Annotated in this window: 12 protein-coding genes; 5 read left to right on the top strand and 7 right to left on the bottom strand. The window is 60.6% G+C overall.

The genetic code is table 11. The annotated features are described in order from the left end of the window. Positions 1-26 precede the first annotated feature (26 nt). From Q0562_RS10120 to Q0562_RS10105, 4 genes are read left to right on the top strand one after another with little or no spacing between them, the layout of a single operon-like run. On the top strand, positions 27-662 hold the full coding sequence (locus Q0562_RS10120; RefSeq protein ID WP_298644035.1) for a paraquat-inducible protein A: 636 nt from the start codon (positions 27-29) through the stop codon (positions 660-662). Then, the gene (locus Q0562_RS10115; RefSeq protein ID WP_298644032.1) at positions 652-1,293 is read left to right on the top strand and encodes a paraquat-inducible protein A; all 642 of its coding nucleotides are present in this window, start codon (positions 652-654) and stop codon (positions 1,291-1,293) included. The genes Q0562_RS10120 and Q0562_RS10115 overlap by 11 nt, the downstream gene beginning before the upstream one ends. Further along, the gene (locus Q0562_RS10110; RefSeq protein ID WP_298644029.1) at positions 1,260-2,891 is read left to right on the top strand and encodes an MlaD family protein; all 1,632 of its coding nucleotides are present in this window, start codon (positions 1,260-1,262) and stop codon (positions 2,889-2,891) included. Before Q0562_RS10115 ends, Q0562_RS10110 begins: the two co-directional genes overlap by 34 nt. Before the next feature lie 2 nt (positions 2,892-2,893). After that, positions 2,894-3,643, top strand: coding sequence for an ABC-type transport auxiliary lipoprotein family protein (locus Q0562_RS10105; RefSeq protein ID WP_298644026.1), 750 nt, complete (start codon positions 2,894-2,896; stop codon positions 3,641-3,643). A 47-nt stretch (positions 3,644-3,690) separates the two neighbouring features. On the opposite strand, the gene Q0562_RS10100 is transcribed toward Q0562_RS10105, so the two are convergent. The 3 genes from Q0562_RS10100 to nirK all read right to left on the bottom strand — a co-directional run bounded on the left by Q0562_RS10100 (position 3,691) and on the right by nirK (position 7,490). Beyond that, positions 3,691-4,191, bottom strand: a complete 501-nt coding sequence (locus tag Q0562_RS10100) for a FixH family protein (RefSeq protein WP_298644023.1) — start codon at positions 4,189-4,191, stop codon at positions 3,691-3,693. After that, positions 4,191-5,561 carry a cytochrome c oxidase accessory protein CcoG gene (gene ccoG, locus Q0562_RS10095; RefSeq protein WP_298644020.1) on the bottom strand — a complete coding sequence of 457 codons (1,371 nt, stop codon included), beginning with the start codon at positions 5,559-5,561 and terminating at the stop codon, positions 4,191-4,193. The genes Q0562_RS10100 and ccoG overlap by 1 nt, the downstream gene beginning before the upstream one ends. Positions 5,562-6,314: 753 nt before the next feature. After that, complete coding sequence (gene nirK, locus Q0562_RS10090) at positions 6,315-7,490, bottom strand: copper-containing nitrite reductase (protein WP_298644017.1); 1,176 nt, start codon at positions 7,488-7,490, stop codon at positions 6,315-6,317. 178 nt (positions 7,491-7,668) lie between these two features. On the opposite strand from nirK, the gene Q0562_RS10085 reads away from it, so the two are divergent. Further along, the gene (locus Q0562_RS10085; RefSeq protein WP_298644014.1) at positions 7,669-9,675 is read left to right on the top strand and encodes a recombinase; all 2,007 of its coding nucleotides are present in this window, start codon (positions 7,669-7,671) and stop codon (positions 9,673-9,675) included. Between the two features lie 151 nt (positions 9,676-9,826). Here the strand turns inward: Q0562_RS10085 and parC are convergent, their stop codons facing one another. The 4 genes from parC to Q0562_RS10065 are packed head-to-tail and all read right to left on the bottom strand — an operon-like array spanning position 9,827 to position 13,015. After that, positions 9,827-12,085, bottom strand: coding sequence for a DNA topoisomerase IV subunit A (parC, locus tag Q0562_RS10080; protein WP_298644012.1), 2,259 nt, complete (start codon positions 12,083-12,085; stop codon positions 9,827-9,829). A gap of 20 nt (positions 12,086-12,105) precedes the next feature. After that, a complete protein-coding gene (locus Q0562_RS10075; protein ID WP_298644009.1) occupies positions 12,106-12,375 on the bottom strand; it encodes a type II toxin-antitoxin system YafQ family toxin in 270 nt (89 codons plus the stop codon). After that, on the bottom strand, positions 12,368-12,664 hold the full coding sequence (locus Q0562_RS10070) for a type II toxin-antitoxin system RelB/DinJ family antitoxin (RefSeq protein ID WP_298644006.1): 297 nt from the start codon (positions 12,662-12,664) through the stop codon (positions 12,368-12,370). The genes Q0562_RS10075 and Q0562_RS10070 overlap by 8 nt, the downstream gene beginning before the upstream one ends. 51 nt (positions 12,665-12,715) lie before the next feature. Further along, on the bottom strand, positions 12,716-13,015 hold the full coding sequence (locus tag Q0562_RS10065; protein WP_298644003.1) for a type II toxin-antitoxin system RelB/DinJ family antitoxin: 300 nt from the start codon (positions 13,013-13,015) through the stop codon (positions 12,716-12,718). Positions 13,016-13,177: the final 162 nt, after the last annotated feature.

Here is a 13,177-nt window from a genome sequence, read left to right as displayed (position 1 = left end):
CGGCACCCCAAGGGGTGCCGGATTTTTTGCCCCCGCAAATGCTGCACCGCGAACTGCTCGTCTGCCCCTACTGCGACGCCCTCTATCAGCGCAAGGCGCTGCGCCCCGGCGAAAACGCCTACTGCACCACCTGTGGCAGCAAAATCGACGACGGCCTCGCCGATTTCCGCAAAGCCTTCATCTACGCGCTGACCGCGCTCATCCTTTTCATCGTCGCCAACAGCTTCCCCTTCATCACCCTGATCATGGGCGGGGACGCGACCACCATCTCCGTCTTTTCCAGCATCAAGGCACTGTTTGATAACGACCTGCACATCCTCGGCATCATCGTCTTCATGCTCATCATCGTCATGCCGCTGTGGTACCTGCTCGCCGTGCTGTGGGTCATCATCAGCTTCCGCTACCGCTTCCTGAACGACATCTCGCGCAACTTCCTGCACTGGATGACGCATATGGCGCCGTGGAATATGCTTGAAGTCTATCTCATCGGCGTCATCGTCACCCTCGTCAAAATCCTGCAACTGGCGAGTGTGCACTTCGAGCCGGGCTTCTGGGCGTTCTGTGCGCTGATGTTCTGCTCCGTTTTCGTCACCCTCAGTTTCGACCTGAGCGATGCCGTCTTCCTCGCCTACGAACCGGAAAAACACCGCCATGACCCCTGACGACACCGCAAGCGCGCACAACCTCCTCCTCTGCCTCGACTGCGCCACCGTCACCGCCGCGCCCGCCACCCGCTGCCCGCACTGCCACGGCCACCTGCACCGCCGCAAACCCGCGAGTTACAGCCGCACCTGGGCGTATCTCGCCACCTCCATCATCCTTTTCTTCCCCGCCAACCTGCTGCCGATAACGAACACCACCTACCTCACCCAGCCGCCGCAGGCCGACACCATCATGAGCAGCATCGCCCTGCTCTGGCACCACGGCTCCTACGGCATCGCGCTGGTCATCTTCCTCGCCAGCGTCTTCACCCCCTTCATGAAAATTGCCGTGCTGCTCTACCTGCTCGCCTACCGCAGCGACGGCCGCCGCCCGCCGCGCCTGCACACCCGCCTCTACCAGATGATCCACTTCGTCGGGCGCTGGTCGATGATTGACGTCTTCGTCGTCGCCCTGCTCGGCGCGCTGGTGCATGGCCGCTTCGCGCAAATCGACCCCGCGCCGGGCATCTTCGCCTTCGCCGCTGTCGTCATCTTCACCATGCTTGCGACCGAAAGCTACGACATCCGCCTCCTCTGGGACAACTACCGGGAACAACAATGCAAGAACCTGAAATCGCCCGCAACCGCCTGACCTGGCTCTGGATACTGCCCGTCATCGCCCTCGGCATCGGCCTGTGGCTCGCCTACACGCACCTCAGCCAGATCGGCCCCGTCATCCGCATCGCCTTCACCAGCGCCGAAGGACTGGACGCCGGCAAAACCAAAATCCGCTACAAAGACCTCGAAGTCGGCACCGTGACCCGCATCGACCTCTCGCACGACCTCAAACAAATCATCGTTACCGCGCAAATGCAGCGTACCGCCGAACCGCTCCTGAAAAAAGACAGCCAGTTCTGGGTCGTCAAACCGCAAATCTCGACCGGCGGCGTGACCGGCCTCGGCACCCTCATCTCCGGCAACTACATCGCCGTCAGCCCCGGCAAAGAAGAAGAAAGCGCCAACCACTTTGTCGCCCTCGAAGAAGCGCCGCAAATCCAGAACGACGAAGAAGGGCTGCGCATCCGTCTGAACACCGACAGCACCGAAGGTATCAACGTCGGCACCGCCATCTACTACCGGGGCGTCCCCGTCGGGCAAATCGAACAAATCCGCTTCAGCGAACACTACGACCACATCACCCTCACCGCCTTCATCCACGCGCCCTACGACAAGCTCATCACCACCAACACCCGCTTCTGGACCATCAGCGGCATCAGCTTCAACATGGGCGCGAACGGGGCCAACCTCGAAATGCACTCCCTCGAAACCCTCGTGCGCGGCGGCATCACCTTCAGCACCCCGACCACCCTCAACACCAACGACACCCTCGCGCAAAACGGCGCCGCCTACACGCTCTACCCGAACGAACGCGCCACCACCGAGCGTACCGGCTTCCGCAAAGAATACTACGTCGTCTATTTCGACGACACACGCGGCCTGAACCCTGGCGCGGCCATCTACTTCAGCGGCATCGTCATCGGCGCCGTCGTCGAAGTCCATCTGCTTTACGACGAAAAAACCAACAAAGCCGCCGTGCCCGTACTCATCGAAATCGAGCCGGAACGCATCGAACGCGTCAACAAACCGGAAGGCAGCGAAAACCGCAACATCATCGCTGAACTCGTCAAAGGCGGCCTGCAGGCGACCCTGGACAACGGCAACCTCATCACCGGCGAAAAAATCATCACCCTGAACCAGTACCCGGACGAAAAAGGCGGCTTCCGCAAAGACGCTTACAGCAACTATCTCGTCCTGCCCTCACGCCCCGGCGGCATCAGCAAACTCACCGACGACCTCGGTGCCATCGTCGCCACCGTCAAAAAAATGCCGCTTGAAGCAATCGGCGAGAACGCCAAAGACGCCACCGCCGCGCTGAAAAAAGCCCTTGACACCCAGGCGGTAAAAGGACTCGGCGGCAGCCTCGACAAAACCCTGAAACAACTCGACCGCACCCTGGCGAGCGTGCAAAAAGCGGGCGACAGCACCGACCGCGCCCTCAAACAACTCGACCAGCAGCTCAAAACCCTCGGCAAACAACTGGAAAAAACCCTCTACGGCATCGGCCCGGACAGCAACCTCTACTACACCCTGCAAGAAACCCTGAAAAGCGTCCAGCAAAGCATGAAAAGCATCAACGGCGTCATGCGCAAAATCGACGACAAACCCAACGTCCTTATCATGGGAGAATAAACATGCGCCCGGAAAACATCATCAGCCCCGGCCTGCCCAACCAGACCCTTCCCCCGCTTGCGGGGGAAGGTGCCCGAAGGGCGGAAGGGGGGGGCAACAGCCACGGCATATCCATTGCCCCAAACATCCCGCACCGCGAAACAAAGCCTCCTTATCGCCCCGCCTGGGCAAAAACCACCCGCCGCTTGCCCAAACGCCCCCTCGCCCTCACCGCCATGGCCCTGCTGCTTGCCGCCTGCGGCGGCGTACCGGACACCTACCACAGCCTGCGCCCGGACATCAGCACCATCCCGGCCCGCCAGGGCACACCGACCGCCATCCGCTACACCGAGCTGCCGCCCTACTACGAAAACGAATACCTCACCTATTACGACGGCGCGGGGCGCATCACCCTCGACAAAAGCCACCACTGGATCTACCCCTTCCGGGACAACCTGCGCGACGTCTTGCGCCAGGCACTCGCCGCCGCCACAAACAACAGCCGCACCTACACCTACCCGCTTGGCGAAAACAACCGCCCGGACATCCTCATCGACCTGCAAATCCGCGAACTCATCGCCGACGTGCAGGCGGGGCAATACCGCATCAGCGCGCAGTGGCAGAACACCCGCCGCGACAGCGACACGCCGGAGAACCACGAATACCGCCGCCTCATTCCGCTCACCCAAACCGACCCGGACAGCCTCGTCGCCGCGACGGCCACCGCCGTCCGCGAACTCGCCCAGGCTATCGCCGCCAGCCTGCCGCACTGACCGCGCGTCCGCACAGACGAAAAAAGCCCGCACGCGCGGGCTTTTTTTCAGGGATTATCAAGGCGGATGACGGCTTCGCGGGCGGGCGCGGGTTCGCCGTGTTTGGGATGTTGGCGTTTGCCCTTGATTTGCCAACTGTTGTCGGCGGGGGCGAGCGTGAGGTACCACGTCGCCTGTTTCAATGTGTCGCGCAGGGCGGGCGGCAACGGGTAGTGGTTCGGTGCGGTGGCGGTGAGGGTGTGGCTTTGGTCGTATTTCGCCTTGCCAGCGTGTTGCAGTTGCAGGGTCAGCGGCTCGATGGCGGGCGGCGTGCGGTCGAGGGTGATGGCGCCGCCGTCGATGTCAAGCGTGGCGGTGATGCCGGTGTGGCCGCTGTCGCGTTTTTGCGGCGAGAGGCCGGTTTTGTAGTAGTCGGCCAGCACGGGCGCTTCTTTGCTGCTGATGGCGAGGTAGATGGTGTAGATGCTGCCGCAGACGGTGGCAAGCGGGATGGCGATGATGAGCAGCAGGATGTGGTTTTTGTACCACGGGCGGTTGTCGGTGTTCATTATGGGCTGAGGAATTTGCCGGTTTCGCGGCGGGCGGCGGCGGGGTTGTCGTCGGGGGTGATGATGAAGTCGATGTTCATGTTGTTGCCGGTGAGGTTGTTGCGCGGGATGTTGACGCGCAGCACGGTTTCGGACACGGCACCGGCACCAACATTAAGGCGGGTTTTGCCGTCGATTTCCGCACCGTCGATGCCGGCGACGCCCAGGGTAAAGCGGCGCGGGTGCTCGGTTTTGTTGAGGATTTTCACGGTGTAGATGTTCTGGATGCGTCCGCCGCTGATTTTCCGCGCCAGCACGTTGCGGTCACGCAGGATGTTGACGTCGAGATCACTCTTGCCGGTGATGCTCAGGGTGAAGAGCGTCGCGGCAGCGGCCAGCACCAGGCCGTAAGCGAGGGTTTTCGGGCGCAGCAGGCGGGTGTGTCTGCCCGCAAGGCGGTTGGTCGAGGTGTAGCGGATTAGGCCGCGCGGTGCCTTGATTTGGTCCATCATGTTGTCGCAGGCGTCGATGCAGGCGGCGCAGGCGATGCACTCTTGTTGCAGGCCGTCGCGGATGTCGATACCGGTCGGGCAGACTTGTACGCACATGGTGCAGTCCACGCAGAAGCCGAGGGTTTCGGGGTGGTCGCGATCCTGTTTTTTCAGGCGGTGGCGCGGTTCGCCGCGTTTGGGGTCGTAGGCGATGATGAGAGTGTCGCTGTCAAACATCGCCCCTTGGAAGCGGGCGTAGGGGCAGAGGTATTTGCAGAATTGTTCGCGCACAATACCCGCTTGCAGATAGCAGAAGCCGCCGTAGAGGGCGATCCACAGGTAGGCGTTCGCGCCTGCACGCAAGGTGAAGAAGTCCGGGATGAGCCGGCGGATGGGGGTGAAGTAGCCGACGAAACCGATGCCCGCCGCGCAGGCGACGAGTATCCACAGCGTGTATTTGAGGATGCGCTTGCGCCCTTTCCTGCCACGCCACGGTTCGCGCGCGAGTTTGAGCTGCTCGGAACGGTTGCCTTCGATTTTCTGCTCGATCCAGAGGAAGACTTCGGTGTACACGGTGTGCGGGCAGGCATAGCCGCACCAGACGCGCCCCATGAGGGCGGTGGCGAAGAAGAGCAGCAACGCAAGGCCGAGCAGGATGAAGGTGAGCAGGATGAAGTCTTGCGGCCAGATGTTGAGGCCGAAGATGTAGAAACGGCGGTGCGGCAGGTCGAAAAAAATGGCCTGGCGTCCGCCCCACTGAAAGAAGGGCAGAAGGTGGAAAATGCCGAGCAGCACCAGCACGGCGGTTTTGCGCAGGCTGGCGAAGCGTCCTTTGACGGGGCGCGGGCGGATTTTGACGTGTTTCTCGTAGAGGGTTGCGCCGGTCACTGCGGTTGTCATGATGATGTCTGCGTTTTTTGTTGTGATGACGCGGCATTATAGTGGCGCTGTTTTGCTTTCCACCTTGTTTTTACGGCGTTTTTTTCTGATTTTTCTGTTTGGTTTTTTTACAGGGGCGCATTACGGCAGATGAATGTTTTATTAACGTCAGTTAATGACTTTTTACGGCACCCGTAATGTTTGCCGCCTTTCGCTGGCGTGTAGTTTTTTTGCAACGTTTTCAGGCGGGAAGTGCGTGTTTTTTACCACAATAACGCTTTCCCGTGATGTTTTCGTCCGACAGGTTTTTGTCAGACAGCGGTAATGTTTTTGGTTGCGTTTTGGTGGTTATTACCTGTTTTTCATTATGTTTTTCTGTTTGGCATGGCTGAGGCATATATATAAGTGTGACGGTAAGCTTAGGACAAGCGCACATTCTTTGGTCGAGAATGTTACGGTCACGACCTTGTGCAGGATGCATTGCGAGGAAGGGGCAAGATGCCTGAATGTGTGAGTTATTCCCCCCTGCTGTGGCAGGGGGATTTTTTTGCCTTCATGCGACGGCATTGTTGTATGGCTGCAAAAGCGGCAATGTTCGCGGCGGCATCCCGAACGGACAAACAGCCCCGCGGGCGCAGCAAAAATGAAGACCCCGGCATGAAGCCGTTTGCATGAAGAAAACACGGAGCCATCCAAAGAGATTTTGTCGTGCACGAAACAAACCGACACAAAAAAGGAAGGCTTGCGCCTTCCTTTTCGCTTGCTGTGAGCGGCTTATTTTTTCGCCGGTTCAGCAGGAGCTTTGGCCTCTCCGCCACCCGCCATCGGGCCTGGCGCTTTGACCTGCTCCATCAGGTCGTTGTTCCACTCGCCATCCACACGGATATGACCAGCGGCACCGAGGTTGAACGCTTCGATCAGGTTGTGGTTAACGTAGGCATAGGTACCTGGCTGCTTGAAGGTGTACATCGCCGCCCCGGCAGAACCTGCGGCGATAGACCAGGTTTCCAGATCTTGTGCCGGCGGGTCGGCGAGGTTGCCGCGTTCCCAGACGTATTCACCGTGGCCGCCAATGATGTGCGGGTAGGTGTAGCGGTTCGCTTGTGAGTGGTAGAACATCACGGTCTCGCCGACTTTGGCGGTCATGGCGTTATCACCAACCAACGAGCCTTTGCTTTCGCCGAAGACGATATGGGTCGGCACCAGACCATCCATTACGGCCTTGTCATCAGCAAAGGAGGCGGACGGGTTGTCATAGCGTTTGTAGTTGCCTTTTTCGTCTTTCGGGATGTAGAAATCCTGCTCGCCGATATAGTAGGCCTTGTCGTAGGTCAGCTTGTTGCCGTTCTTGTCTTTAATGCCATCTTTCGGAATGACGAGAATCGCGCCGTTCATGCCATGCACAACGTGCCACGGAATCATCGCGCCACCCGGTGCGCAGTGGTAGATGAACACGCCCGGCTTGGTTGCCTTGAAGCGCAGCACAACTTCCTGACCCGGTGCAACGTGAGTCAAATCACCTGCGCCGAGGGCGCCGGTTGAAGCGTGGAAGTCAATATTGTGGATGAGCTGGTTCTTGGCGTCGTTTTTCAGGGTGAGTTCGACGTAATCATCTTGGTGGACGACAATCATCGGACCCGGTACATGGCCATCGAACGCAAATGCCCACATGAACACGCCTGGCTCTACCTCAATTTCTTTTTCCTGGATAGTCATTTCCACTTCAACGATGCGCGGTTTGGCGGGCGCTTCGAGGGTGTGCTCTGGCACGCCGGGCGGGGCAACGAGTTTCTGCTTGACGCGTTCCAGTTTGTCGAGGCCTTCGGCCTGTACACCGACTTTATAGCCTTCAAGGCCGCCGGTGTGCGGGGCGCCTTCTGCGGCAAAGCTGAGAGGGGCAGCGGCCAGCATGGATGCTGCAACGGAGAGGGATAGCCAAGTTTTTCGCATAAAGCGCTCCTGTTCTTGCTTATTGTGGATAAAAAGTGAAATTTTTTTAAAATTGTAGAGAAGTATCGAAATGCGGCGATTGACCTGCGTCAATAAGCAGAAAATATAGCCACACCTGACAACCACGCGGTCTTCCATTAAGATTGCCGCCCCAAAAAATAGAAGGAGGAACACGGACATGCCCGATAAAACCCTCACCCTGCGCGAACGCCGCGCCATCGCCGCCTGCGATGCCGATGGCCTCATCACCCTGCTTGCCGCCGAGGAAAAAGCCCTGACCATGCTGCGCTACCTTGCCGAATGGCTGCGCCGGGGCGGCGCGGCAGAGGCCAACGACCGCCTGCTCACCTTCAACCGCGCCCTCGACGAACGCGACGCCGCGCGCAGGCACATCGGCGGCGTCCTGCACCAGTGGCTGCAAGCGATGCACGTCTATGCCAGCTTCGTCAATGTCGGCATCTTTGCGCGCACCGGCTTCCTGCATGAAACCCGCACCCTGCTCTATGACCGCATCAATCCGCTGCCAGTTGACGAAAGCCAGCTGCAAGACGTACTCGACAGCGTCTTCAACGGCAGCAAAGATCTCGAATGGCTTGCCACCATAAGTCCGCTGCATTGGGTCGGCCTCTACACCCGCCTAAGCCCCGATGCCGAACAAAGCCGCCGCACCCGCCTGCTCATGCGCGACGAACTCACCTACGCGCTGGAAATGCTCGCCATCCGTCTTAGTGCCGAAGACCTTGCGCCTGACCTTATCCGTCTCGAAAAACGCCTGCTCGACATTGATTCTCCCTTCGTCTCGCTTGAACGCGAACTGGCACGGCTTATCGACAACTGGCGCAACGAACCGGACAGCCAGCCCGACGCCGACATTCTCGCCCAGGCGGATGTCCTTATTGACCAGGCGCGGCAACAACTGCATCACCTGAGCAGCCGTGCCATTGCCTCTGGCAGCTCGCTCGCAACCGCCTACCTGTTAGAACGCCTCAAACAAAGCCTTGACCGCCTCGAAGCCCTGCTGGCCGTGCTGACCGCCGAAAGCAGCGAAAACGAAGCGCGGCGCTGGCTGGCGCTCATCAAACAGCTCATCGACAGCGGCCTGCGCCGCCGCAATATCCGCCATCTGTGGCGCAGCAGTGCCTACCTCCTCAGCCAGTCCATCACCCAGCACAAAAGCGCACACGGCGAACACTACATCGCCCGCGACTGGCGCAGCCTCGGCCGCCTCTTCGCCAGCGCGGCGGGGGCGGGCATCATCATCGCCCTCATGGCCGGGCTGAAAATCCACCTCGGCACCCTCGACATCAGCTACAACACCTACACCCTGCTTTCCAGCCTTGACTACGGCATCGGCTTCGTCCTCATCTACCTCTGCCACTGCACCGTCGCCACCAAACAACCGGCGATGACCGCCGCGCGCATGGCCGAAGCCGTGGAAAAAAGCAGCGGCGGACGGGCGGCGGCGCGGAAAATCGCGCAACTGCTCATCGACGTGAACCGCTCGCAGACGGCCGCCGTGCTCGGCAACATCAGCGTCGCCATGAGCGTCGCCGCGCTCATCAGCTGGACATATGCCGCCAACAACGGCACCGCCCTGCTCAGCGGCGCGACCGCCGCCAAACAGCTGCACGCCCTCAGCCTGCCCGCCGCGCTCATCTACGCCGCCATCGCCGCCGTGTGGCTCTTCTGCTCCGGCATCATCGCCGGCTACTACGACAACCGCGCCCAATACCTGCGCCTGCGCGAACGCCTGCGCGTCAACCCGCTGCTGCGCCGCCTCACCACTGCGAAAATGCGCGCGCGCATCGCCGACTATATCCACGACCACCTCGGCGCGCTTGCCAGCAACTTCATCTTCGGCCTGCTGCTCGGCATCACCCCGTGGATAGGCAAAACCCTCGAACTGCCGCTGGACATCCGCCACATCGCCTTCTCCTCGGCGAATCTCGCCTACGCCGCCGCCAGTCAGCCGCTTGGCGTCTGGGCGTTCATACAGGGTTTCCTGGCGGTGATTGCCATCGGCCTCGTCAACCTCTGGGTCAGCTTCTACCTGGCGCTGCGCATCGCCCTGCGCGCCCGCGACAGCCGTTTCCCGGAACTGCGCCAGTTCTGCGGCGTCCTCAAAGAAGAAATCCGTCGCGACCCGAAAAGCCTCATCTTCCCGGCAGAGCGCAAAGGCGTCTGAACCACGCAAGCGGTATATGGAATCGTGGGAAAAAGATAGCGGCGCGGGGCGGGCCTCAGCCCGCTATCAATATTGATATTGCAGCGGCGGGCTTAAAGCCCGCCCTGCGAAGACCGTTTTATTGCTTGGGATTGATATTCCCGCCGACAGGTCATGAACCGGCCGTCTCTGCCGCTGCCTGCACTTCGATGCGCTCAACGTGGCGGTAACCTTTCGGCAGGTGGTTGCCTTTGTGGCCGCGCGGGGTGTGGTAGTTGTCGCGCTCTGCCGCGCGGATGGTCATTTTCTGTTTGCCGCTGTACAGGGTGATGTCGCTTCCGCGCGCAAAAGCGCAGATGTGGGTGAGGCGCACGCCGTTGTCGTCGTAGGCTTTTTTGGCGATGGCAATGGTCTGGCTGCCTTTGCCTTTGCCGAGTTCGGGGATTTCGGCGGCGTCGATGAGGGCAACCCGGCCTTCGTTGGTGATGGCGAGGATGTCCACCCCGCCCTCCGGCAGGGGCTGCAAGGTGATGGCGCGACCGCTGCCGGGGTTGATGAGGGTCTTGCCGCTTTTGGTTTTGCTGACGAGATCGCGCCCGCGCGTGATGAAGCCGTAGCCGTTGTCGCCGGCGACGAGGTAGCGGCGTTCGTCGTCGATGATGGCGGCGGCGATGATGTGGGCGTTGGCGTCAATGCTGAGGCGGCTGGTCAGCGGTTCGCCGTTGCCGCGCGCGGACGGCAAGCCGTGCAGGGCGAGGGTGTAGCAGCGTCCGTCGTCGGCAAGCAGGGCGGCCTGCTGGTTGCTGCGGCCGGTGATTTGGGTGAGGTAGGCGTCGCCGCTTTTGTAGGCGAGGGTCGCGCCGTCGATGTTGTGCCCTTTGCCGCCGCGTATCCAGCCCATTTTGGAGAGGATGAGGGTGACGGCTTCGCTGGGGGTGAGTTCGGTTTCGTCCAGCGCCACCGCCGCTGCGCGTTCGCAGATGGTGGTGCGGCGGGCGTCGCCGTAGGTTTCGGCGTCGGCGGCGAGTTCGTCGCTGATGAGGGCGAGGAGGTTGGCGCGGCTTTGCAGGAGTGTGTCGAGCCGGCGTTTTTCGGCGGCAAGGGCTTGTTCTTCGGCGCGGATTTGCTGTTCTTCAAGGCGGGCGAGGTGGCGCAGGCGGGTGTTCAGAATGGCTTCGGCCTGGGCTTCGCTGAGGTTGAAGGTGTGCATGAGGACGGGGCGCGGTTCGTCTTCGCTGCGGATGATGCGGATGATTTCGTCGAGGTTGAGGTAGGCGGTGAGGAGCCCCGCGAGGATGTGCAGGCGGTCGTTGACGGCGATGAGGCGGTGATTCAGGCGGCGGCGCACGGTGTCTTCGCGGTAGTCCAGCCATTCGCCGAGGATTTGCCGCAGGTTTTTGACTTGCGGGCGGCCATCGAGGCCGATCATGTTCATTTGTGCGCTGTAGCGTTTTTCGAGGTCGGTGGTGGCAAAGAGGTGCTGCATGAGGCGCTCATTATCGACGCGGTTCGAGCGCGGGATGAGGACGAGGCGCACGGGGTTTTCGTGGTCGGATTCGTCGCGCAGGTCTTCGAGCCAGGCGAGTTTTTTCGCCTGCATTTGTCTCGCGATTTGTTCCTGGATTTTGCTGCCGGAGACCTGGTAGGGCAGTTGGTCGATGACGATGTTGCCGTCTTCGAGGTGCCAGGTGGCGCGCAGGCGGATGGTGCCGCGCCCCGTGCGGTAGAGAGCGGCGATTTCTTCGCGGGAGGAGACAAGTTCGCCGCCGGTCGGGAAATCCGGCGCGGGGATGTGCTGCATGATTTGGTCGTCGGTGAGCAGCGGGTCGGCAAGGAGGGCACGACAGGCGGCGACGACTTCGCGCAGGTTGTGCGGCAGGAGGTTGGTCGCCATGCCGACGGCGATGCCGCTGCCGCCGTTCAGGAGGATGTTCGGCAGGCGGGCGGACAGGCGGGCGGGTTCTTGCAGGGTGCCGTCGAAATTGGCAACCCAGGCGACAGTGCCCTGGTCGAGTTCGGCGAGCAGAGTCTTGGCGTAGCCGGTCAGGCGGCTTTCGGTGTAGCGCATCGCGGCAAACGATTTGGGGTCGTCCGCGCTGCCCCAGTTGCCCTGACCGTCCACCAGCGGGTAGCGGTAGGCGAAGTCCTGTGCCATCAGCACCATCGCTTCGTAGCAGGCGCTGTCGCCGTGCGGGTGGTATTTGCCGATGACGTCGCCGACGGTGCGCGCGGATTTTTTGTGCTTGGACTGATGCGAGAGGCCAAGCTCGCTCATGGCATAGATGATGCGGCGCTGCACGGGTTTCAAACCATCGCCGATATGCGGCAGGGCGCGGTCAAGGATGACGTACATGGCGTAGTCGAGGTAGGCTTTTTCGACGAAGCCAGCCAGCGGTTGATGTTCTTCGCGGATGTCGTGGGTGAGGGTCATGGTGTGAGTGAGTGCGTTATTCAGCTGAAGAGTTCGGCGTGGGTGCCGGGGCGGATTAAGACCAGGTCGTTATCGATTTTTTCGTAAATCAGCACCAGGTCGGGTTTGACGTGGCAATCGCGGCAGCCCGCCCACTCGCCACTGAGGGCGTGATCGCGGTATTTGTCGGGCAGTGGCCGGTCATGGGCGAGATGGTAGAGGATTTCCGCCCAGGCGATACCCGCCAGGGCTAGGTAATGCTGCTTGATGTCCCGCTTGAATTTGCTGCCGAAGACAATTTCTCTAGCCATTACCCGCCTCGCTGATGGCCGCTACCGCTTCTTCAGCCGTGTGGTAACGGGATGCTGTTTGCCGTTCCAGCCGCGCCTCGCGAATGGCCTGTCGTGTTTCGGCATTAGGCACGTAATCGCCCTGCCTGCGCGCATAATCCAGCGATAACGGCACGCTATCGGTCTCGGCGATTTGCGTGAGGAACATGCGCATTGCCTGGGTCGGGGTCAGGCCGAAGCGTTTGATGACGGCAAAGGCACGGGTTTTCAGGTCGTTATCGAGGCGGATGTTGAAATTGGATGTGGTCATGCAAGTCTCCGGTTCTAATTTTTGCAGATCTTGTCAAAGCGATGGCTGGTTTTAATTTTGCGCATGGGTAAGTGCCGTAGTTAAGGCTTCCACGCTGTCGAAGTCACTGGCAGCGCCATTTTCCATATCGCGAATGGATGCGCGCAACATTGCTTCGCCGTTGCGACTCAGGGTGTGCGTGCTGCTTTGCCGCGCATAGTCCAGCGAGAGCGGCACGCTGTCGGTCTCAGCGATTTGCGTGAGGAACATGCGCATCGCTTGGGTCGGGGTCAGGCCGAAACGTTCGATGACGGCAAAGGCGCGGGTTTTCAGATCGTTGTCGAGGCGGATGTTGAAATTGGATGTGGTCATGCAAGTCTCCTGTGTTGCTGTTTGCCGGGCATTGTATAGCGATTTACCCCTTTATGCGCATAGGTTATCCGCCCATCTCAATAGTTGCAAAAACAGCCCAGGGCCTGTTGACATTCGACTTGCGCAGCGGATTTTTGCGGCAAAAACGGCAGATGCAAGGCA

The sequence above is a fragment of the uncultured Cardiobacterium sp. genome, from assembly GCF_938028825.1.
Classification (GTDB): Bacteria; Pseudomonadota; Gammaproteobacteria; order Cardiobacteriales; family Cardiobacteriaceae; genus Cardiobacterium.
This window is presented reverse-complemented; position numbering and strand designations above follow the sequence as displayed.